The organism is Erythrobacter sp. KY5 (genome assembly GCF_003264115.1).
GTDB lineage: Bacteria > Pseudomonadota > Alphaproteobacteria > Sphingomonadales > Sphingomonadaceae > Erythrobacter.
This window is the reverse complement of the sequence record NZ_CP021912.1, coordinates 1198557-1220895: the sequence shown is the minus strand read 5'-3', so window position 1 is coordinate 1220895 and position 22339 is coordinate 1198557. Positions and strand designations below refer to the sequence as shown.

Below are 22339 nucleotides of genomic sequence, written 5' to 3'. Positions count from 1 at the left end.
AATCGCAAAACCCCGAAATTCCGCCGTTTTTCAAGTTTGGCACACCTCCTGCAACGTGCTGGGCATCAAGCGGAAACACACCGCACAATGCCAAAGAGACAACCAAGGAGAATTCAAATGTTCGCTTCAACCACCGCTCAGAACCTTTTCGCAGCAGCCATCTCGGTCACGACTTCGCTGGTTCTGTTCGCCTACGCCGTCATCCCCGCAAGCCCCAACCTGATGGTCTGATCGACCCAACTTCTTCCAGGAGACCAAACATGTACGCCGCCAACAACGCCAACAACCTCTTCGCCGCTGTAATCTCGCTCGGTGTGTCGGCCATCCTCTTCGCTTACGCCATCGTGCCCGCAAGCCCCAACCTGATCGCCTGAACCAACAGTTACCCTCAAAGGAGCCATTCTCATGTTCGCCGCCAACGCTTCGAAAAACCTCTTCGCCGCCGCAATTTCGGTCAGCGTCACGGCGATCCTTTTTGCTTACGCTATCATCCCCGCTAGCCCGACCCTGATCGCCTGACCCAGTCCAAGCTTTTTCAAGGAGACCCGCGCTGGTCCTCATCGCACTGATTGTCCAGACCGCTTTGCTCGCCTGCATCGCGGTCTGGCTGGCGTTCGGCCCCCGCACCAGCGGCCTGCTCAGCGCGCTCACCATCGTTGCAGGCCTGCTCCTTTGCGCAGGACTTTATGTTGCCGGGCTATGGATCTGGCCACCGCGCTGGGCGCTCGCCCCGATAGGCATCATCATAACGCTCGCAGCGATCCGCAAATGGCAACGGCGCGTAGGCGAGCCGACCTCTCAGCCTGCCTTTGGCAGCGTGCTGGCAGCGGGCGCGATGGCCGCGCTGGGCGGCTTCCTGTTGTGGTCGGGAATAACGGGCCGGATTGAGCCACAAGGCGCGAGCATTCAACTCGCCTCGCCGCTCCCCAGCGGCGCAGGATTTTGCGCGCTTTCGGCAGGCAGCAATCTCGTTTTGAACCTGCATTATGTCGAAGGGGAAAAGACCGCAGCATCGTATGAGAAGCACTCGGTTGATTTCGTGAAGATCGCGCCAAACGGCACGCGCACCATCTCAGCGTTTAGCTGGCACCCAAAACCGATTGGTCCTGAAGATTATGGCGTGTTCGGCGCACCAGTCAGCGCACCGTGTGCAGGCGAGGTGGTTGAGGCGGTGAACGACCAGCCCGACAACCTCGCCGGCCACCGCTTTCGCCGGCTCGACGGAGCCAATCGGGTGACGATCCGGTGCGAAGAAACGCTGGTCATGCTCGCTCACCTGAAGCGAGGAAGCGTCGGCGTCGAGGTCGGCGAAATGCTTGCAATCGGCGAGCCGATCGGCGTGGTCGGCAATTCGGGCAACACCGAGGAGCCGCACCTGCATATTCACGCCCAGACCGATGTCGGTGACGGCGCGTCCCTGCCGGTCGTGATGCGGTTTGACGGGCGGTACTTCGCACGCGGCGATTGTCTGTAGGCAAGAGGCCTGCTGACGGAATTCTCAAAACGAAAGGCCCCCGCATAGGCGAGGGCCTTTCTGGTTGCGACTGCGCTCCCATCAGGAAACGCGAAGGCTCTCGGCGATCAACGCGGCGCCATGCGGATCGCACCGTCGAGGCGCACGTCTTCGCCATTGAAGTACCCCGTTTCGATCATGCACATGGCGAGTTTCGCATATTCCTCCGGATTGCCGAGGCGCTTGGGGAACGGAACGCTCGCGGCGAGCGCTTCCTTCACCTGCGGCGGGGCGGCATTCATCAACGGGGTTTCGAAGATGCCCGGAAGGATCGTGTTCACCCGGATGCCTTCGCGCATCAGGTCGCGCGCGATCGGCAGGGTCATCCCTACAACGCCGCCCTTCGATGCCGAATAAGCCGCCTGGCCCATCTGACCATCTTCGGCAGCAACCGAAGCGGTGTTGACGATAGCGCCGCGGTCGCCGTCTTCGCTCAGCGGGTCGAGCGTCATCATGCCGGCTGCCGACTTGGCGATGCAACGGAAGGTGCCGATGAGGTTTACCTGGATCACGAAATCGAACGCGCTGATCGGGAAGTGCTTGATCTCGCCCGACTGCTTGTCGCGGCTGGCGGTCTTGATCGCGTTGCCGATCCCTGCGCAGTTGACGAGGATGCGCTCCTGACCATGCGCTTCGCGGGCCTTGGCAAAGCCTGCGTCGACGTCTTCGTCGCTGGTCACGTTGACCTTGCAGAAGATGCCGCCGATCTCGGCAGCCATCGCCTCGCCCTTCTCTTCGTTCATGTCGAAGATCGCGACCTTAGCGCCCTTCGCCGCCAAAGCGCGCGCGGTGGCCGCGCCGAGGCCCGATGCACCGCCGGTGACGACGGCAGGGGTGTTTGCACTTACTTCCATGTTCAAAAATCCTCTCGAGATTGGGGTGTCTTAAACGCTTTCAACGATGGTGACATTGGCCACACCGCCGCCTTCGCACATCGTTTGCAGGCCGTATTTCTTGTCGTGACGCTTGAGCGCGTGAACGAGCGTCGCCATCAGCTTGGTGCCCGACGCGCCAAGCGGGTGGCCAAGCGCAATCGCGCCGCCATGGATGTTGAGCTTCTCCGGGTCGGCACCGGTATGCTTGAGCCAGGCGAGCGGCACGGGAGCAAACGCTTCGTTGACTTCGTACAGGTCGATATCGTCGATCTTCAGCCCTGCCCGCTGAAGCGCCTTGTCGGTCGCGAACAGCGGCTCTTCGAGCATGATGACCGGATCGCCCGCCGTAACGGTGAGGTTGTGAATGCGAGCCATCGGGGTGAGGCCATGGCGCTTCAGGGCTTCTTCCGAAACCACCAGCACCGCGCTCGACCCGTCGCAAATCTGGCTCGCGCTTGCGGCCGTCACAATGCCATCAGGCGAGATTAGCTTGACCCCGGCAATCCCTTCGAGCGTCGCGTCGAAGCGGATGCCTTCGTCGATGGTGTGCATCTCGGTGCCTTCAGGCGTTTCGATCTCGACCGGAACGATCTCGTTTTCGAATGCGCCGGTTTCGGTCGCCATCTTCGCCTTGGTGTGGCTTCCGAGAGCAAAGCTGTCGAGCTGCTCCTTGGTAAAGCCGTGCTTCTTGGCGATCATTTCGGCGCCCATGAACTGGCTGAACTGGATGCCGGGAAACTTCTCTTCGAGGCCGGGCGATTTGTAATGGCCCAGCCCCTCTTTCATGTGCAGCGTCGCGTTGGTGCCCATCGGCACGCGGGTCATACTTTCAACGCCGCTCGCGATGACGACGTCCTGCGTCCCGCTCATCACGGCCTGCGCTGCGAACTGAATCGCCTGCTGCGAGGAGCCGCACTGGCGGTCGATGGTCACTGCCGGAACGCTATCGGGAAGCTTCGAGGACAAGACGCCCATACGCCCGACCTGCATCGCCTGCTCGCCCGCCTGGCTAACGCAGCCGGTGATGACGTCGTCGACAGCCGCCGGGTCGATGCCGGAGCGATCAACGATGGCGTCCAGCGATTTTGCAAGCATGTCGACCGGGTGAACCCCGGCAAGGCGGCCGCCGCGGCGTCCACCTGCGGTGCGAACGGCGTCGACGATATAGGCTGTGGTCATGATAGGGGCTCTCTCTTCCCGTTTACGTAAACGTTGCTCTTCGCAACTCACCTATGCAAGGCCTTGCTGCAAATCAACCGCTCATATCGGTGTTTGATTTGCGTCAGTGCGCTTGCACGGGGCCTGCGCCACTCGCTAGGGCGATGGAAGACATGAAGACACTGTTCGAACTCAATCCCGCGCTCGATCGCGCCGCTCTTGCGGCTCGCTTTGCCGAAACAGGCCGCGTGCAGGTGCGCGACGTCCTAACCCCCGAAACCGCGCGCGAAGTGCTGACCGTGCTGACCAAAGGCACGCCTTGGGGGATGGCCACCGGCGCAGGCGACGAAAACCGCCAGAGCTTTCGCATGGAAGAGGTGCAGACACCGCAAGGGCAACAGCGCGTCAACGCCGCCGCGATGGAAGCGCAGCAGAACACGGCGCGCGGCGAATACGGCTTCCGCTTCGCGCATTACCCGATCCTCACCGCCATACAGGAAAGCTGGGATCCAGGCAGCGCGCACGAAATCCTGCTCGAACACATCAACGCGCCCGACTTCATCCAGCTGGCGCGCGACATCACCGGGATCGACGGTCTTATCAAAGCCGATGGACAGGCCACCCTGTTCGCGCCCAACCACTATCTTGGCCGCCACATCGACAGCCATGTCGCCGAAGGATGGGAGGTCGCCTACGTCCTCAACTTCGCGCCGCCAGACTGGCATCCCGACTGGGGCGGCTATCTCATGTTTCTCGACGATGAGGGCGACGTGATCGAAGGCTTCCGGCCGCGTTTCAACGCATTGAACCTGTTCAAGGTGCCGCAATCGCACCTCGTCAGCTACGTCCCGCCTTTTGCCCCGATCGGGCGGATCGCAGTCACGGGATGGCTACGCACGCAATGACGAATGCGGCGGGCGGCCTGACCCCGGCGGAGGCGATGGTGCGCATCCGCATGGCGATGCAAAGCCGCGATGTCGCAGGCGCGCGCGCCATAGCGGAGGCCGCCCGACGCGATCACCCCAAGGACGCAGCGCTAGCCGATGCAGCGGGCGATCTCGCGATGAAAGCGGATGATCCGCAGGCGGCGGAGGCGCATTTTGCGGCCGCGCGCGCGCTGGCGCCCGGCATGCTGGATTACGCGATCAACCACGCCATCGCCTTGCAGCGTCTGGGCCGGCACCGCGACGTGACCGAGCTGTTGGAGAAGTACGAAAAGGTTGGCCGCGGCGTGGCCCGATATGGCAGAGTGCGCGCTCTCTCCCATCGCACTCTGGGCGAACCGGCAGAGGCCGCGCGCTGGTATGACGCTGCGCTTGCCGCCGACCCGCACCATCCGCGCGCGCTCCATGGGCGTGCGCGTGTGGCGCTGGAGCGTGGGGAGGCCGACGCGCTGGCCCGCTTCGACGCCGCGCTTGCCGTGAATTCGGGCGATGCCGATCTGTGGCTTGGCAAGGCGCAATCACTCGATGTCGCTGGCGATGTTGCCGGCGCGCGCGTGGTCGCCGAACAGATCTGCGCGCAGGCCCCGGGCTTTATCGCGGCCCTGTCTTTCCTATCCGGCCTGAAACTGGCGGCGGGCGAAAGTGACTTTACCTCGCCTTTCCGCGCCGCTGCCGCACGCGCGCCGCAGGACCCCAACATCCCGGCAACCCATGCCGAGACCCTGGCCGGGCTCGACCATGCGAGCCAGGCCGCCGATATCGCCGCAGAGGCGCGAGAGCGTTTTCCGGACGAGCCGCATTTCGCACTTCTCGAAGCGGTTCACGCGGGATCGGCAGGCGAGTGGGAACGGGCCGAGCGTCTCTTTGCCGACCTCTCCCTCGACACGCCGATCCGCTCGCTTCACGAGGCGCGCCACCGCATTCGTGCAGGCGATGCCGAGCGCGCCGAGGCATTGCTGAACCGCGCGCTTGAGGGCGATCCTTGGAGCATCTCCGCCTGGGCCTTGCGCGGTATCGCGTGGCGCATGGCGGGCGATGAACGCGCCGTGTGGCTGCATGAGCAGGATGGCCTTGTCCAGCTTCGCCCATTGGTCGGGCGCGAAGGGCTCGTCGAAGATGCGGTTGCCGAACTGCGCGAGCTTCACGCCGGCTCTGCCATGCCGCTTGGCCAGAGCCTGCGCGGCGGGACGCAGACGCGCGGCATCCTGTTCCACCGGACCGAGCCATTGCTGGCGGAACTGCACGAAGCCATTCGGACAACGCTTGAGGAATACAGGGCCGAGCTCGCTCCGCTTGACGATACCCATCCGCTGCTGCGGCACCGCAAGACGCGCTGGGCGCTCGCAGGATCGTGGTCCGTGCGCCTTACCGGCGGCGGGGATTACCACACCGCCCACATCCACCCGCAGGGTATCGTATCTTCCGCGCTGTATCTCGTCGTGCCGGAAGAGGCGCATCAAGCCGGGCAGAAGGGCTGGCTCGAAGTGGGTCGCCCTCCCCCCGACCTTGACCTCGACCTTCCACCGATCCGGTCGATCGAGCCGCAGCAAGGCCACCTCGCTCTTTTCCCCTCCACGCTTTATCACGGGACGACCAGTTTCGGATCGGCGGAAAGAATGACCGTCGCGTTCGACGTCGTGACCGCGTCCGGCTACAGGTTCTGACCATGACTGACGATGCAAAAGCGTGGGGCGACTTCTGGGCGCATAACACGGCACAAAGCGGATCGATGCAAGCGACCGGCTGCCTGCCGCAACGCTGGGCCGCAATCGAGGATGCGCAGCGGGCGGCATGGCGCGGCTTCGCCCAGGACCTGCCCGAGGGCGCACGTGTGCTCGACCTCGCGACAGGTAACGGGATCGTGCTGGGCTGGATGAAGGATGCGCGCAGCGACCTGTCGTTGACCGGCATCGACCTCGCACCGACCCTGCCGGCGCCTCCCGAAGGCGTGGAAACGCGCGGCAGCGTGGCGATGGAGGACTTGCCCTTCGAGGATGGCTCGTTCGAGGCGGTGGTGAGCCAGTTCGGGTTCGAATATGGCCACACGGCCAAAGTGGCAGCCGAAATCGCGCGGGTGCTCTCACAAGGCGGTGCAGTGGGCCTGATGGTCCATCGCGGCGACGGCCCGATCCTCGAACACAATCGCCAGCGACGTGCCGAAATTGAATGGGCGCTCGATGAAAAGAAGGTAGTCGAAGCTGTGACCCGGGCGCTCAAAACGCCGGGCGCCGGACCGCCGGTTGGCGCCCAGGTGGCAAGCGTGCTTGCAAGGCTGGGTGCAGCGCAGTTCGGTGAAAGCAGTCCAGCATGGGAAATCCCTGAGGCGATCAGGCGCGCCTGCCTGATCGGCCAGCGGCAGGGGATCGAGGCTGCGCTAGAGACTGTCGCGCAAATCCGCGTACAGGCTGACAACGAGATTGGCCGCATCCAATCGCTCTCCCGCGCCTGCTCACGGGCCGATGATCGGACCAGCCTTGCAAACGCTTTCGAAGCTTGCGGCCTCGCCGTGCGGTCGACTGAGCCAGTCGCCGAGCCTTCGGGGCGCGCACTGGCCGATTTTCTGACAATTCGCTGATCGCCTTCACGGCTCGCTTCCGATGGAAGGCGAGCCACGTCCGCCCCGTGCGGTCCGGGTCAGTCCTCATCGGCAATAGCAAAAGGGGCGACGAACCGAAGTTCGCCGCCCCTTTTTTTGGCTCTTATCTGAGCGCGTTTGCTTAGAAGCTGAACGCAGCCGAGATGAAGTAGTCACGGCCGAGCACGTCATAGGTGCTCGGGAAGGTGTTCGCCTGTTCCTGGTTGTCACCAAGCAGAAGACCGGTCGGATCGTTCGTTACGGTTCCGTTTGCGTCGAACTCAGGCACCTGCGGAAGCTTGTCGAACAGGTTACGAATACCGGCGGTAAACGTCAGGTTCTCCGAAGCTTCAACCGCAAATGTAAGGTCGAAGATGTCGTATGACGGAATACGCTCTGCACCGTTGAACTGGGTGAAGTCCGTGCCCGGATCGGCATCGTCAACACCGCTCATGTGACGCCAGCGAAGCGACGTGGTCACCGGACCATCGTTCCAGCTCAGGCGCGAGACCCAGCGGAAAGACGGGGTCGGATCGCCCGTGTTGAAGCAGGCACCGCCGAACTGACCGGCACATTCGTTCACCGTCGGCAGGTCTGCGACCGGCTGGATGAAGAATTCGTCGGTCCACGTTCCGAGGAACGAGAAGTCGAGACCCGATTCGCCATCGCCCGAGAAGAGCGCGAACGGAACCGTGGTGCGGTAATTGACTTCAACGTCGACACCCGAAGTACCGATTTCAGCAACGTTCAGGCTGGCAACCAGCGGCGGGTTGTCGACAGTGATCGCACCGTCGCCGTTACGAACGCCGACGAACGGCTGACAGACTGCCGATGAAGCGTCCTGAACTTCGCCGTAGCAAAGGTTCAGAAGGCCCTGAAGCGAACCGCCAGCGATGTTGATCGCGTCTTCAATCACGATGTCGAAGTAGTCGGCCGTGATCGTCAGACCCGGAATGAATTCCGGACGAAGAACGATACCGAAGCTGTAGCTCTCCGAGGTTTCCTCTTCGAGGTTCGGGTTACCACCGAACAGCGCCGGGATCTGTGCGTTCAGCTGGATCGCGTTCGCGTTGCCTACGTTACCGGCAGGGACGCCGGTGGCGATGCAGACCTGGTCGGCGCCGGCATTGGCACCGAGGAATGCGGGGTCACCGCAAGGGTCGGTTGCACCCGGGAAGCCGATGGCCTGACCACCGAACAGTTCGCCCACGTTGGGAGCACGAACGGCACGCTGGTACTGACCACGGAGCTTCACGCTCGGGATGACGTCGAATTCGGCGCCACCAGCATAGGTCCACACACCGCCCACTGCGTCAAGCGAGTAGTCGGAGTAACGGGCTGCACCGGTCAGCTCGAGACGCTGAGTGCCGTTGTCGAAGATCGGAACGTAAAGCTCGGCGAAGAGCTCGTGCACGTCGTAGCCACCTTCGGTCGGGCTACCAGCGTTAAAGCCGATAACGTCACCCGATGCGAGTGCAGTGTCAGGAATGAACTGCGAACCAACGCTGCGATACTCGTAACCACCGGCGATACCGATGTCGCCGGCACCTGCGGTGAGTTCACCCAGGAAGCCCGAGATCGAAGCCGATGCGACTTCCATGGTCGAGACGTCGCCGTTCTGCGCCCGGATCGAGATTGCCTGCACCTGAGCCGGCGTCAGAGTGCCGAGGCCGAAGATGTTGATCGGCGTACCGGTGCCGTCAAGGCCAGCCTGAAACGCTGAGCGCGAGATGTTACCGTCCTGGACGTTCGCGTTCCGGGTACGAGCGTAGCTGTAATACGCATCGTAGTTCCAGTTTTCGGCGATCTCACCGGTCACGCCGCCAAGTACGCGGAATGCGTTACGCTCGTCGAGCGAGTTACGCGGACCGGTTTCTTCGACGCGACGCTGAATGAAGGTGCTGACAACGCCGAGTTGCGGAGCAGGAAGCGGCGAGAGGCCGTTTGCAACGCGCAGTGCGTTAGCGTCTGCTTCGCGCTGGTCGAGCGTGTTGAGTTCAGCGATCGTTGCTGCGTCGAGGAACTGCGACACGGTCGCGATGTCGACGTTGAACGTGCCGGTGACGGGCGTAGGAGCCAGTTCCTGTGCAACGCGGTTATTCACGAAGGCAACTTCAGTGTAGAAGCTGTGGCCCGGCGTGAATTCATAGTCGGCATAACCACCGAGCAGGTAGCGCTCTTGCGGGACCTGAAGGTAGTTGACGGGCGCATAGTTGTACGTGTCGCCAGCACGCGGACGCGGGCTGCCTGCCGTGTCGAAGATACCGTCGTCGATGACGAGACCCTGAGCCAGCGGTGCCGTGTCGCCAGCGGCATTGATGGTCGTCGTGCCGGGCGTATTGATACGGCCCTGCGGAACGGTCGACGAACCAAACTGAAGCAGATCGAGGCCGAAGGTTTCACCACCAATGGAGAAGAACGAGAAGTCGCGGTCGCCCTGGAAGATCGGGTTACGATTGGTGTATTCGGCGTAGACGGTTGCGTTACCGCGACCATCGTCGAAGCTCGTGCCGATTGCACCGTAGAGCTGGTAACGACGACCGTCGCCTTCTTCGGTGATGGCGTACTGGCCGCCCATTTCGACGCCTTCAACCTTCTTGAGGTTGAAGTTCACAACGCCCGACAGAGCGTCCGAACCGTAAACGGCCGAAGCACCACCGGTCACAACTTCGACCGTCTCGATCAGGAAGTTGGGAATGGTGTTAAGGTCGACGACCTGGTTGGTGTCGAACGACACCCAGCGGCGGCCGTTGACGAGAACCAGGGTACGGGTTTCGCCGAGACCACGAAGGTCGAGCGATGCGGTACCGTTACCCGGGTTGTTCGAGTTACCGGTCGTGCCCGGAATAACCTGCGGCAGAGCGTTGATCACGTTTTCAACGTTAACATCACCGGTCAGCTGGAATTCCTCAGCGTCGACGACGGCCACCGGAGCGGCAGTTTCGACGTTGCGCTGCTGAATGCGCGAGCCGGTAACAACGATGAAGTTCTCTTCGCTGCTATCATTGTCTTGGGCGTAAACAGGCGTCGCGGTCACGGCAGTTGCCAGGACCGTACCAGCCAGAAGGGTGCCCTTGCTAAAGCGGTTCATTGTATTCCCCTTGGATTAACCTGCCAAAATGGCAGGCAACTCTCTTCTACGGGCAAGTGCCCGCATGTTTGGTGGGTTAGGACATTGTGCGCGCAAATCGCAATTGCGCTTCTTCCACAAGGTTCCGGTTCACCGGCACCTGTGGCATTCTCGCTACAGTCAGATGTGTTAGGTCTTTCTTACAGGGCGTTTCATCGATAAATCAGCCACATTGACATGAAGTGCTTATGCACGTGCCATGTTGCCAAGCCATTCTCCGGGAGAAATTTGATGGCTTTTTCGACCAAACAGACCCCGTCTGCCCCCCGTCACTTGCTCTTTTGTGCAAGCGCGGTGCTTGCCGTTTGCGCAGCGATACCCGCCAGCGCTCAAGACGGTGGCGGAGAAGGTTCGGGCGACTATGTCGATCGCCTCAAGGCTTGTCAGATCATCACCGAGGATGCCGCGCGTCTCGCCTGTTTCGACAGCGCGGTGGGCGGGATCGTCGCTGCGACCGAAACCGGCGAAGTGCAGGTGGTCGACCGCGAGGATGTGCGTGAGACACGCCGCTCGCTGTTCGGTTTCTCGCTCCCCAATATCGGCATTTTCGGCGGAGACGAGGAAGAAGACGAACTGTTCGAGACCACGATCGAGAGCGTTCGGTATTTCGGCAGCGGTCAGGTTCGCTTCACCACCACAGAAGGCGCCGTATGGGAAATGAACAACGTCCCACGTCGCCAGCGTGAGATCAAAGCAGGCGACAACGTGGTGTTCAAGGACGCCGCTCTTGGGACCTATTTCGTGAGGATCAACGGCCAGCGCGGCGTCAAGGGACGGCGCGTTCAATAAGCTGAAGGGTCCGGCATCGCCTGAGCCGGCGGCCCGGCGGTTTGCTGCCGAACTTCAGCACTTTACTTCATAACAAAGGGGCCCGGTCGCGCTGCGATCGGGCCCCTTCTTTTGTTGGACTGACGCGCTGCGTCAGCGTGTCATATTAAAGACCGCCCGGCCCACAATCGTTGGCCAGATAGTCCAGCATCTTGGTGTAGAACTGCTGCTGGTGCGTGTACATCAGGGTCCGGTAGAAGTGGTCGGCGTCTTCAAGCGTTATGAACTCACCCGTCTTGCCAGCCTCCTCAAATGCCTTCTTGTAGTCGGTGAAGTGGTAATACAGCACGCGGCTGTCATCTTCTGGATGGACCATCAGAAGCGGAATGTTGACCTTGTCGACTTCCTTGTAAGGGTTGGTTCCGACATAGACACCGCGCCCCTTGAACCATTCGTCCAGCGCCTTTGGCGTGCGGGTTGAAATCACGTCATTGTACCAGATTTCAGGACGCGAAACCGCAGCCCCTGCGATGGCGCACTGGTAGATGTTGTCCTCGCGCGCCGCTGCGACAAGCGCCGCGTACCCACCGTAGGACCAGCCAAACATGGCGATACGGTCACGATCGACCAGACCCTGCTCGACGAGGTACAGGGCACCGTCATCCTTGTCGTCCTGCATTGTCCCGCCATGCTCGTGATAGGCAAGGTCAAAATGCTTCTGGCCCCAACCGACCGTCTGGCGATAGCCGGGCTGCAAGACCATGTAGCCCTGACTTGCCAGAAGCTGGCCCCACTCATCGTATGTGACGACTTCGGGCACTGCCGGTCCGCCATGCGGCAGAACGATCAGCGGGAACGGTCCCTCGCCCGCAGGCTTGGTGACGTAACCGGGGATCATCAGACCGTCGCGTGCCGGGTAACGGATGAACTCGACATCCGAAAGCTGCTCGGGATTGATGAGCGGATTACGGCTGCCGAGCTTGGCCAGTTGGCCATTGCGAACCAGCCAGAACGATCCGGGATCACGCGGACCGTTATTGAAGACCACCATGCTGCGCCCATCATAGGAACGGCTGGAGATGCTCATTTGGTGGGCGTATGGGATCTGCTGCTGCAGAGCTTCGTAGAGAGCTTTTTCTTCCTCGTCGAAGTAGTGCCGCTCCATCTTTGCGCCCGGATATATGACGAATGACAGTTTCTCGTTACCGGGAATCGAATGCATCCCGATGCCCATGACGTCGGCATTTTCGGTCTTGAACATCTCTTCGACAAATTCGCCGGTCTCGAAATTGTAGAGCCAGAGCGACGCCTTGTCGGCACCGTTGCGGTTGTCGATGACATAACCAAGCTGCGGATTTTCATGGTGGAACCCGGCAACTCCGTGGAACCCGGCAAGCATCTTGTAGAGGTTCTTGGGGTCATCCTGGTCGACGACGTCACCGTACTGGCTCCACGAACTCTCGCCCGGCTTGCGGTAGAATTGCTTGATCTTGTTGTCGCTGTCGATGCCGACGGCCGTGCGTGCGTTGCCGTTATTGTCGAAAGTGACCTGCGCGTATTTACGCGTGCCGCGCATCACCAGTTCGCGCGAACCGGATTTGAGGTTGAGTTTGTAATAGGAACGCGGACGGAACGCGGCGGAAGGGTCATTCCCAAGCCCGCCATCTACCGGAGCGCCGGACGCGATCAGGATGTGGTCCGGTTCGTTCGGCAGGCGATTGACGATCGAGAAATTGCCTTCGATCTGGGAGAACTTGTTCGCCTTGAGATCGTAGAAATAGGAAGCGTAATTGCGCGTGTCGTCTTCCTGGCGGCGAACGGATTCGCGCTTGATCTGCCACGCACCGCCAAAGATCATCGTGTCGCTGACCCATGTCGCGCTGGTGATCTCCATCGGATCGGCGGCAAGCGTGCGGAACGGTGTCGTCAGATCGTCAGTCTTGAAGATCTGCAGCAGGTAATCGCCGTCGCGTGTCGGGTTGATGTGAACCAGTAGATGCTCACCGTCCGGCGAGATGGACACCTGGTTGACCACATCACGTAGCGCCCAGACATCAATCGGGACGGCAGACGTGGCCTGCGTTTCGATGGGAGCAGCGACACTGAGCCCGAGCGTGGACACGCCGAGCAAAGCCGCCGTAAGCGGTGCTTTAACAAATTTCATGGTGCGAACTCTCTCATTCGATTTCCAAGGGACCCCTTTGTACGCGCCCACGTCACCTCCAAATCGGCAGACTCGCACAGGTGAGACTAAACAGAAAAACGGCCCCTCGGCAAGTGCCGAGAGGCCGCTCTTCATAGCTAAATTACGCTTATTTTTCTGATGCTTAGAAGCGAGCCAGAAGCTGGGCGAAGAACTCGCGACCGTTGAGGTCGTAGCCGTTACCCAGCGGCGTGTTCGAGATCTCGAGAACGCCCGAACGCGACGACACCTGCGGCGGAGCCGTGTCGAACAGGTTGCGGACACCCAGGATCACTCGGTAGTCGCCGCTGTCCCAACGAAGCGAAGCGGTGTGTTCGAAGTACTCTTCTGCGGTACCGATCGGACGACAGAACTGACCGTTGCCAGCCACGTTGCCATTCGGACCACCTGCGCCAAGGCAGGTTGGCGAGAATGCCGTGTTGAAGCCCTGGTCGCTGTTTGGCGAAACGTTGTTGAACGCGTCACCGAACGGACGGTCGACGAGAACACCGTTGAGCAGAACTTCGTCACGGAAATCTTCGTTCACCGAGTCGATGTAACGGACTTGGTAGGTGAAGCGGAAGTCGTTCCAGTCGATTGCACCGGTCAGACGGCCTGTCCACTCGGGGAAGCCGAATTCACCCTTGAAGTCCTGCTCAAGAATGTCGCCGGTTTCAGTGGTCTGGAAGTTACGACGTTCGATCAGCTTGTTCGCCACGAGGTTCAACGTGAGGTCGAAGACTTCATTTCCAATCGTGAGCGGGTAGCCCATCGTTGCGTTGATATCGAGACCACGTACCGATTCCTCGTCACGGTTGAGGAAGCCTGCACGCACGCCGCGGATCAGCTGACGATCATCGTTGTTGATGTCGATACGGTCACAGAATTCACTGCGCTCGTTGACCTCTTCACGAAGATAGCAGTCGCCGACGATGAAGGCGGCGGACGGCTCGATGATCGCGTCCTTGATCTTGATGTCGTAGTAATTGACGTTCAGCGCGAAGTCGAAACCGCTCGGCCAGTTCTCTTCGAACGCAAAACCGGTGGTGATCGAACGCGAGGTTTCCGGCTCGATGTCCAGCGAACCGCCCTGCGTCACTTCGCCGCTGACCACCTGGAGGGTGTTCAGACCTTCAGCATCAATGCCGGCGGTGGTCGGGTCACGACCTTCGCGCAGACAGTTCTGAAGCACGAAGTCCTGACGCTGGTCGAGCGTGGGATCATAAGCACCATCGATGAATGCGTCGTCTGGAACAGCGCAAGGATCGAAGATGCCTACGAAGCCCGACTGGCCGCGCAGGAAGTTTTCACGCAGGTTCGGCGCACGGAACGAGGTGCCGTAGCTCATCTTGAAGAGAAGCGAGGGAACCGGGCGCCAGCCACCCTTGATCGCGTAAGTACCGTTGGTGCCGTAGAATTCTTCGTCGGTAAGACGGCCCGAGATGTTAAGCGTGAGCTCTTCAACCAGGGTTTCGCCAGCCATCAGAGGAATGTCGACCTCACCGAACAGTTCGCGGATCCACTTGGAACCCGATGCACCGCCGTCAGCGAAGAAGCCGAAGAACAGACCGTTCGAAGCACCGAGGCTCGGTGTCGAGTTGATCTTGTCCTCGCGCCACTCACCACCGAGCACCACGCCGACCGGGCCAGCGGGCAGCTCGAACAGATCACCGGTCATGTAACCGGAAACGAGGATCTGCTCATAGGTGGTGTCGAATGTGCGATCGTCGAAAACATAATCGCGTTCGGCCTGGGTTGCGAAATCACCGATCGCGCCGGTCAGAATGCTCGGTGCGAACAGGTTTACTGGAACACAACCAGCGGTATTCAGGTCAGGCGCTGCGAGATCGGGGTTGGACAGGCCACCCACATTACAAGCGCCGATGACCTGCGGATCACCGAAGAACTCGAAGAAGTCGATGTTCTGGTTGTAGTCGTCGGCAATGCCGTCGCCATCGTTATCGATGACGCCGTCGCCGTCGAAGTCTGCCGTCGGATCAAGACCGATAGCGAGCGCAAGACGGTCTTCACGAATACCCTGGCGGGTCGAGAAACCTTCCGAACGCGAGTAGACACCCGCAGCTTCGAACGTCCAGCTCGATCCGATGAAGGGAAGGTCGCCGCGAACACCCAGAACACCGCGATACTGCTCCTGCGTCACTTCGAAGTTGTTACGATCACCGCGGATAGCGGCAATCGGCGTCACTGGCAGCGGGAAGCCACCACCCAGCGGAGCACGAGTGTCGAAGAACGTCGGATCGTTGGCAACCTGGAATGCGTTGTCAGCAGCGCGGCAATCCGCGCCGTTGGCGGTCACGAAGTTACAAGGGTTGAAAGCGTTCGTGTCAGGCACCGACGGGAAGATCTGCGGGTTACCTGCACCGGTGTTGGTGATCTCTGCGCGGGTATACTGCGCTTCGAAGAACGGCGTGATGTTCGCTTCGCCAGGGAAGGTGTACTCACCATAGGTAAAGACGTTCACCAGCTCCTGTTGCGAGATGAAAGTACGGAAAAGCTCCGCTTCACTCGCATTGATGTTGACGTTCTGGAAGTCGACGTCGCGGATGCCGTCGCCGTTGAAGTCGGTGTCAACGCCCGAGAAGCCGGTCGATTCGCCGAAGTTCAGACCCGGAATGTTGGCGATGTTGCCGTTTGCGGGAAAGTAAACAGAGCCGAGTCGGGTGAACGGAATGGCGATGCGGCCCGAGATACCTGAAACGATACATTCGCTCTCTGAAACCGAGACGCCCGGGGTACGATCCCGAACAACAGCGTTGTCGGCAATGCCAAGACGCAGGATGTTGCCTGCCTCGTCTTCTTCGAGGTTGTTCGTACAACCGCGAAGGAAGTCACGGTCGATGGCCTGCACTTCGTCGCGGAACTGGTATTCAGCGCCGATGCCGAAAACGGCGCGGTCGGTGCTGAAGCCCCATGCAGCACTGACGGAGTAGTCTTCACCGGCACCCTGCGGGTTGATGTCGCCGTTGGCCTGAAGTTCAAGACCGTCGAAGTCCTTGCGAAGGATGACGTTCACAACACCGGCAACAGCGTCCGAACCGTAAACCGACGAAGCACCGTCGGTCAGCAGGTCGTAGCGGTCAACGAGCGTTGCTGGAATGAGGTTGATCGAAGGAACCGTCGGAGCGCCTTCCACACCGGCAGGTGCGAGACGGCGGCCATTAACGAGAACGAGGGTACGGCCTGCACCGATACCGCGAAGGTTGATCGTCTGCGAACCCGGACCGTTATCGAGAACGAAGCCCTGGAAGGTTGCGTCGATCTGCGTACCGGCGGCCGCTTCCGAGCGCTGGAGGATCTGCGCGGGGTCGAATGCACCGACTGCCTGCTGGTTCTCGGTCGAGAGAACCTGAAGCGGCGAGATCGAGCTGTAGGTGTCACGAACAATACGCGAACCGGTAACGGTGATGCGGTTATCGTTCGTCTGACCCTGCGAACCGGTCGTGACCTCGACGTCCTGGCCTTGACCAGTGGTCACGCCATCGGGCTCTTCCTGTTCGTCCTCGTTCGTTTCCTGCGCGTAGACAGGACCGGCAACCACAAACGCGATGGCCGATGCGGAGAAGGCGAGCGCCTTCATCGAATTGCTGTGAAACTTCTTCATGATCACTCCAGTTGCGACAACCGAAGCTCAGACCGCGCCATAATCCACTCGACCGGCGCGCACTTACCCTATGCACGCCGAAACGATTCCCCGAATTTTGCGCAGCTCAGCCCCTGCGGTGTCACTTGTGTGCCTTAGCAAAGGGGCGAATGTAAATGAGACGTTCAGGTTACAACGCGGTTTTTGGCCAGAATCTCGGCCAGTGTTGCGGGAATCACACAGAGCCAAATTCGCATCGGTTAAAAATGCTGCGTCGCAACATAATAATGGAATAAACAGAGCCCATTCGACGCAATTTTCCACCGCGGGCTTAGAATTTGTCACATTGCGGTCATATCGTTGCGCCCTGACGCAAGGGCGATACACCGCGAGATTAACGCGCCGCTCCAATGCGAGCGCGGAGGCGCCATCCCGCCCCCGCGCGCATTGCGCACCCGATTGATCAGACCGCTGTGATCTCGAGAGCCCCGTCACCCTCATCGACCTTGAGCGTGACGCCATCGGTCACCTTGCCCTGGATCAGCATTTCGGCGAGCGGGTCCTGCAAGTACCGCTGGACCGCGCGCTTCAATGGCCGCGCGCCATAGACCGGATCGTAACCGACCCGCCCCAGCCAGCGCAGCGCCGCGTCGGTAAGCTCAAGGGTGATCTTGCGATCGTTCAGCAGCTTCTGCACGCGCTTGACCTGAATTTCGACGATCGGAGCCATGTGCTCCATCGCGAGACGGTGGAACAGGATGATCTCATCCAGACGGTTGAGGAATTCGGGCCGGAAATGCCCGCGCACCACATCCATCACCTGATCCTCGACATCGGCGACCTTTTGGTCATCGCCGAGGTTCGACAAATGCTGGCTGCCAAGGTTCGACGTTAGGATGATGAGCGTGTTCGAGAAATCGACCTTGCGCCCCTGCCCGTCGGTCAGATGTCCGTCGTCGAGCACCTGAAGCAGCACGTTGAAAACGTCGGTGTGCGCTTTCTCGACCTCGTCGAACAGCACCACCTGATAGGGCCGGCGGCGCACCGCTTCGGTCAGCACCCCGCCCTCGTCATATCCGACATAGCCCGGAGGGGCGCCGATCAGGCGGGCGACCGAGTGCTTCTCCATGAATTCGCTCATGTCGATGCGCACCATCGCCTGGTCGTCGTCGAACAGGAATTCGGCGAGCGCCTTGGTCAGCTCGGTCTTGCCGACACCGGTGGGCCCGAGGAACAGGAAGCTGCCGAGCGGTCGGTTCGGGTCCTGCAACCCTGCACGCGCGCGGCGGACAGCTTTGGAGACCGCCTCAATTGCCTGCGACTGCCCGATCACGCGCTTGCCGATGATGCTTTCCATCTCAAGCAGCTTTTCGCGTTCGCCTTCCATCATCTTGTCGATGGGAATGCCGGTCCAGCGCGAGACGACGCTTGCAATGTCCTCTTCGGTCACTTCCTCGCGCAGCAGCGCGTTTTCAGTCAGGTCTTCGGCAGCGGCGAGCTTTTTCTCAAGATCTGGGATCGTGCCGTAGGAAAGTTCGCCGGCTTTCGCGAGGTCGCCTGAACGCTGCGCCTGTTCCAGTTCCAGCTTGGCCGCGTCGAGCTCTTCCTTGATCTTGCCTTCGGCTTCGATCTTGTCGCGTTCGTTCTGCCAGCGGGTCGTGAGCTCGGACGATTCCTGTTCAAGCTCGGCAAGCTCTTTCAACAGATTGGCAAGCCGCTCCTTCGATGCCGCATCGTCCTCCTTCTTGAGGGCGGATTCCTCGATCTTGAGCTGGATGATCCGGCGGTCGAGCGCCTCGATTTCCTCGGGCTTGGATTCGACTTCCATACGGATGCGCGAAGCCGCCTCGTCCATCAGGTCGATCGCCTTGTCGGGAAGGAAGCGGTTCTGAATGTATCGGTCGCTAAGCCTCGCCGCGGCAACGATTGCCGTGTCGGTGATGCGCACACCGTGGTGAAGCTCATACTTGTCCTTGATACCGCGCAGGATGCTGACCGTGTCCTCTACACTCGGCTCCTCGATATAGACCGGCTGGAAGCGCCGCTGGAGCGCGGGGTCTTTCTCGACATATTTCTGGTATTCGTCGAGCGTGGTCGCGCCGATGCAATGAAGTTCGCCGCGAGACAGGGCAGGCTTCAACAGGTTCGAGGCATCCATCGAACCTTCGCTCGCGCCCGCACCGATCAGCGTGTGCATCTCGTCGATGAAAAGAATGATGTTGCCATCGGCATGGCGCACTTCGTCGAGGATCGACTTGAGCCGTTCTTCGAACTCGCCACGATATTTGGCGCCCGCAATAAGAGCGCCCATGTCGAGGCTCATCAGCGTGCGGCCCTTCAGGCTGTCTGGCACGTCGCCATTGGCGATGCGCAGCGCGAGGCCTTCGGCAATCGCGGTCTTACCCGTACCGGGCTCACCGATGATCGCCGGATTGTTCTTGGTCCGGCGTGCAAGAATCTGGATCGTGCGGCGGATTTCCTCGTCGCGGCCGATGACCGGATCGAGCTTACCATCGAGCGCGGCCTGCGTGAGGTCGCGGGCGAACTTTTCCATCGCGTCGTAATTGCTCTCGGCATTCGCGCTGTCGGCCTTGCGACCACCGCGCAGGTCCTCGATCGCAGCGTTGAGGCTTTGCGGAGTGACGCTCGCCGCCTTCATCGCCTCGCCCGTCGGGCCAGAGGCGAGCGCGAGCGCGGTCAGCAGCCGTTCGACCGTGACGTAACCGTCGCCCGCCTTGTCGGCCAGCTGTTCGGCGCTGTCGAGTACGCGCACCGCATCATTGTCGAGACCCGGCGTCGATTGTGCGCCGCTGCCTGTGACCTGCGGGATCTTGGAAAGGCCGATATCGACCGCGCTGACCGCAAGGCCAGCCTCGCCGCCCGCGCGCTGGATCAGACCGGCAGCCATGCCCTCCTCATCCTCAAGCAGTGCCTTGAGCAAGTGAAGCGGCGTAATGCGCTGGTGGTTCATGCGGATCGCAACGGTCTGCGCGCTCTGCAGAAAGCCTTTTGCGCGGTCGGTGAATTTTTCGAGATTCATGGACGTTCCCTCATTCGGATTACCCCTGAAATGTAGTGTTGCATTTTGGCAACACAAGGACCTTCGGCGATAAGTCTTCCGCTCAGGTGTATTAGTTGGCTAGGTAGGCCCTTCAAGCCCCTTTGCAAGGCACCTGAAATTCGCCTCAATCCCGCTACTCCTTGACGAAGGGTTCTCCCCTCGCGATTGTCGCGTCAAGAGAGAGTGGAGATATCTGAGCGATGAAATGGCTTAAACGCGGCGCGCTTGCGCTGGTTGTCGTGCTGGTTGCGGCGTTTGTCTATCTGGCAACGTGGGAACCGTTTTCCGCGCTCACCGCCGAAGCGCCCGAATATCGCGAGTATTCCGCCGAGATCGTGCGCGACGAATACGGCGTGCCGATGATTTATGGCGAGACCGATGCCGATGTCGCTTACGGCGTTGCCATCGCTCATTCCGAAGACGATTTCTTCACGCTTCAGGACGTTATCGCAATGAGCCGCGGGCGTTATGGCGCGATTGCGGGTGAGGACGGCGCGCAATTCGATTTCGCCTACCACCTCGTCGATGCGCGCGGCACGGCGGAGCGTGAATATCCCGGCCTTCCCGCCGATACGCGCGCGCTGCTCGAAGCGTATGCAGTTGGCCTGAACCAGTTTGCTGAGGAGAACCCGGACGAGGTCAAGCTTGGCAACCTGTTCCCGGTCAATGGCATCGACATCGCGGCAGGTTTCGCACTGCGCCAACCGTTTTTTTACGGTCTTGGCAATGTCATCGGTCCGCTGGTCGCAGGCGAAGAACTACGCCGCGAATTTGGCCCCGACATTCCCGGCTTCCCGCGCGGCGGCCATTCGCCCGGCAGCTCTGCCCCAGTCGACGAAGCCGAACCGGGCGGACAGGCGCGGCATGGACTGGTCCTGCCATGGGGCGAGGAAGCCGATCACCTTGGCTCGAACGCATGGGCGGTGACACCGGAACGTTCGGGAGGGCCGACCACGCTCATCTCCAACGCTCACCAGCCGCTGCGCGGCGGGGTCGCGTGGTATGAACTGGGCGTGCAATCGGGCGAGGGCTGGCATTTTACCGGCGCGAATTTCCCCGGATCGCCCTACCCTTTCCTTGGCCATAACGAAAACCTTGGCTGGACCAACACCGTCAACCGCCCCGACATGGCCGACGTCTACAAGCTGGAGGTGAACGAGGACGGCACGCAATATATGCTCGACGGCGAATGGCGCGAGCTGCAGGAGATCAGCTTCACCCTGCCGGTCAAGATGGGTCCGATCACCCTGCCCGTCAGCCGCACGATCTATCGCAGCGCGCATGGCCCGGTCATCAAGAACGACAACGGTTACTTCGCGATCCGGTATGGCGGCATGGGCAGCATCGATCAGCTCGACGCCTATTACCGCATCAACAAGGCATCGAACTTGGAGGAATGGCAGACGCAGATGGCGCGCATGGCGATCCCGTCCACCAACTTCATCTACGCCGACCGCGAGGGCAACATCGCCTATGTCTACAACGCCGCGATCCCCAACCGCCCGGAGGATGTGAAGGCCAACTGGCGCGGTATCCTCGACGGGACGCGCTCGGACCTCATCTGGAACGGCCCGGTCGAATATGAGCGTATTCCAAAGCTCATCAATCCGGCCTCGGGCTGGATCTACAACGCCAATAACGAACCCTTCACCGCCGCAGGCGAAGGCAGCGATCTTGATCCGGCAGACTTTTCGCCTGTGCTGGGGATCGAGCTCAAGCAGACCAACCGGTCGCGGCGAGCCTACAAGCTGTTGTCGGAAACCGAAGGTCCACTCACAAGGGCTGAGCTTCAGCGGATCAAGTACGACACCGCTTATGAGCGCGAAGGCTATGTCGCGGAAATGTTCGACGCGCTCGAAACGCTAGAGGTCGACGGCGAGCTTGCCGAAGCGCGCGACCTGCTGCTGTCATGGGACTTCACCGCCGACAATGTCGGCCCGGCAGACGCGCTGGCGCTCCTGATGATCCGCGATTTCATGAGCGCAGAATACAACAACAAGAACGGCGACGAGTTGCCCGATGTGGCGGAATATCTGCGCGAGAAGCGCGAGCACCTGATGGAGCATTTTGGCCGGATCGACCCTCCGATGAGCGAGCTTCTCCGGCTGCGGCAGGGCGACGTGGACCTGCCGCTGGACGGCGGATCGGACACGCTGCGCGCCTCGACCACATGGCAGGTCGACGAGGACGGACGGCTCAGCCTCATTCACGGCGACAGCTTCATCCAGTGGGTCGAATGGCCTGCCGATGGTGGCCGTGTGAGGTCTGAAAGCATCCAGCCCTTCGGCGCTGCAACGACCCGGCCCGAAAGCCCGCACTACACCGACCAGATGCAGCTTTACGTCGATCACAAGTTGAAGCCGGTGCGGTTCTGGGAAGAGGATGTGCGCGCTCACGCCACCAGCACGCGCCGCGTCTCCAACGCTCGATAGGCCTGCGCGCGCGCGCCGTGCTCGGCGCTCATCAGCGCTCATCGACGCTTCATCGAAGCGCGGCTATTCTCACGGGCGTTAAAGGCTTGATCGAAAAGCC

15 protein-coding genes are annotated in these 22339 nt (G+C 60.9%); 9 read left to right on the top strand and 6 right to left on the bottom strand.

The genetic code is table 11. The features are described 5' to 3' along the window. The first annotated feature begins 117 nt into the window (after positions 1-117). The 4 genes from CD351_RS05795 (at position 118) to CD351_RS05780 (ending at position 1474) form a co-directional block, all read left to right on the top strand. Positions 118-231 carry an enoyl-CoA hydratase gene (locus CD351_RS05795; RefSeq protein WP_111991720.1) on the top strand — a complete coding sequence of 38 codons (114 nt, stop codon included), beginning with the start codon at positions 118-120 and terminating at the stop codon, positions 229-231. 29 nt (positions 232-260) lie between these two features. Further along, positions 261-374, top strand: a complete 114-nt coding sequence (locus tag CD351_RS05790) for a hypothetical protein (protein WP_007163261.1) — start codon at positions 261-263, stop codon at positions 372-374. A 31-nt stretch (positions 375-405) separates the two neighbouring features. Further along, positions 406-519: an enoyl-CoA hydratase gene (locus CD351_RS05785; protein ID WP_111991719.1), complete on the top strand. Its 114-nt coding sequence runs from the start codon at positions 406-408 to the stop codon at positions 517-519. Between the two features lie 64 nt (positions 520-583). Beyond that, positions 584-1474, top strand: a complete 891-nt coding sequence (locus CD351_RS05780; RefSeq protein ID WP_111991718.1) for a M23 family metallopeptidase — start codon at positions 584-586, stop codon at positions 1472-1474. Between the two features lie 107 nt (positions 1475-1581). Here CD351_RS05780 and CD351_RS05775 read toward each other — a convergent pair whose 3' ends face one another. Then, the gene (locus CD351_RS05775; RefSeq protein ID WP_111991717.1) at positions 1582-2367 is read right to left on the bottom strand and encodes an SDR family NAD(P)-dependent oxidoreductase; all 786 of its coding nucleotides are present in this window, start codon (positions 2365-2367) and stop codon (positions 1582-1584) included. Between the two features lie 30 nt (positions 2368-2397). Then, positions 2398-3567, bottom strand: coding sequence for an acetyl-CoA C-acetyltransferase (locus CD351_RS05770; protein ID WP_111991716.1), 1170 nt, complete (start codon positions 3565-3567; stop codon positions 2398-2400). A 152-nt stretch (positions 3568-3719) separates the two neighbouring features. Between CD351_RS05770 and CD351_RS05765 the strand changes: the two genes are divergently transcribed. The 3 genes from CD351_RS05765 to CD351_RS05755 are packed head-to-tail and all read left to right on the top strand — an operon-like array spanning position 3720 to position 7065. Beyond that, positions 3720-4451, top strand: a complete 732-nt coding sequence (locus CD351_RS05765; RefSeq protein ID WP_111993616.1) for a 2OG-Fe(II) oxygenase family protein — start codon at positions 3720-3722, stop codon at positions 4449-4451. Continuing rightward, a complete protein-coding gene (locus tag CD351_RS05760; RefSeq protein WP_111991715.1) occupies positions 4433-6154 on the top strand; it encodes a putative 2OG-Fe(II) oxygenase in 1722 nt (573 codons plus the stop codon). The genes CD351_RS05765 and CD351_RS05760 overlap by 19 nt, the downstream gene beginning before the upstream one ends. Positions 6155-6156: 2 nt before the next feature. Continuing rightward, positions 6157-7065: a class I SAM-dependent methyltransferase gene (locus CD351_RS05755; RefSeq protein ID WP_111991714.1), complete on the top strand. Its 909-nt coding sequence runs from the start codon at positions 6157-6159 to the stop codon at positions 7063-7065. A gap of 142 nt (positions 7066-7207) precedes the next feature. Here the strand turns inward: CD351_RS05755 and CD351_RS05750 are convergent, their stop codons facing one another. Further along, the gene (locus CD351_RS05750; RefSeq protein ID WP_111991713.1) at positions 7208-10156 is read right to left on the bottom strand and encodes a TonB-dependent siderophore receptor; all 2949 of its coding nucleotides are present in this window, start codon (positions 10154-10156) and stop codon (positions 7208-7210) included. 270 nt (positions 10157-10426) lie between these two features. Between CD351_RS05750 and CD351_RS05745 the strand changes: the two genes are divergently transcribed. Further along, positions 10427-10984 (top strand): hypothetical protein, encoded by a 558-nt coding sequence (locus tag CD351_RS05745; RefSeq protein ID WP_111991712.1) that lies wholly within the window; start codon positions 10427-10429, stop codon positions 10982-10984. A 145-nt stretch (positions 10985-11129) separates the two neighbouring features. Here CD351_RS05745 and CD351_RS05740 read toward each other — a convergent pair whose 3' ends face one another. The 3 genes from CD351_RS05740 to clpB all read right to left on the bottom strand — a co-directional run bounded on the left by CD351_RS05740 (position 11130) and on the right by clpB (position 19786). Further along, positions 11130-13127 (bottom strand): S9 family peptidase, encoded by a 1998-nt coding sequence (locus tag CD351_RS05740; RefSeq protein WP_111991711.1) that lies wholly within the window; start codon positions 13125-13127, stop codon positions 11130-11132. A gap of 163 nt (positions 13128-13290) precedes the next feature. Then, positions 13291-16767, bottom strand: a complete 3477-nt coding sequence (locus tag CD351_RS05735) for a TonB-dependent receptor domain-containing protein (protein WP_111991710.1) — start codon at positions 16765-16767, stop codon at positions 13291-13293. Positions 16768-17209: 442 nt separating this feature from the next. Next, positions 17210-19786, bottom strand: a complete 2577-nt coding sequence (gene clpB, locus CD351_RS05730; RefSeq protein WP_111991709.1) for an ATP-dependent chaperone ClpB — start codon at positions 19784-19786, stop codon at positions 17210-17212. 221 nt (positions 19787-20007) lie between these two features. Here clpB and CD351_RS05725 point away from each other — a divergent pair, with 221 nt between their 5' ends. Next, positions 20008-22239, top strand: a complete 2232-nt coding sequence (locus CD351_RS05725; protein WP_111991708.1) for an acylase — start codon at positions 20008-20010, stop codon at positions 22237-22239. Positions 22240-22339: the final 100 nt, after the last annotated feature.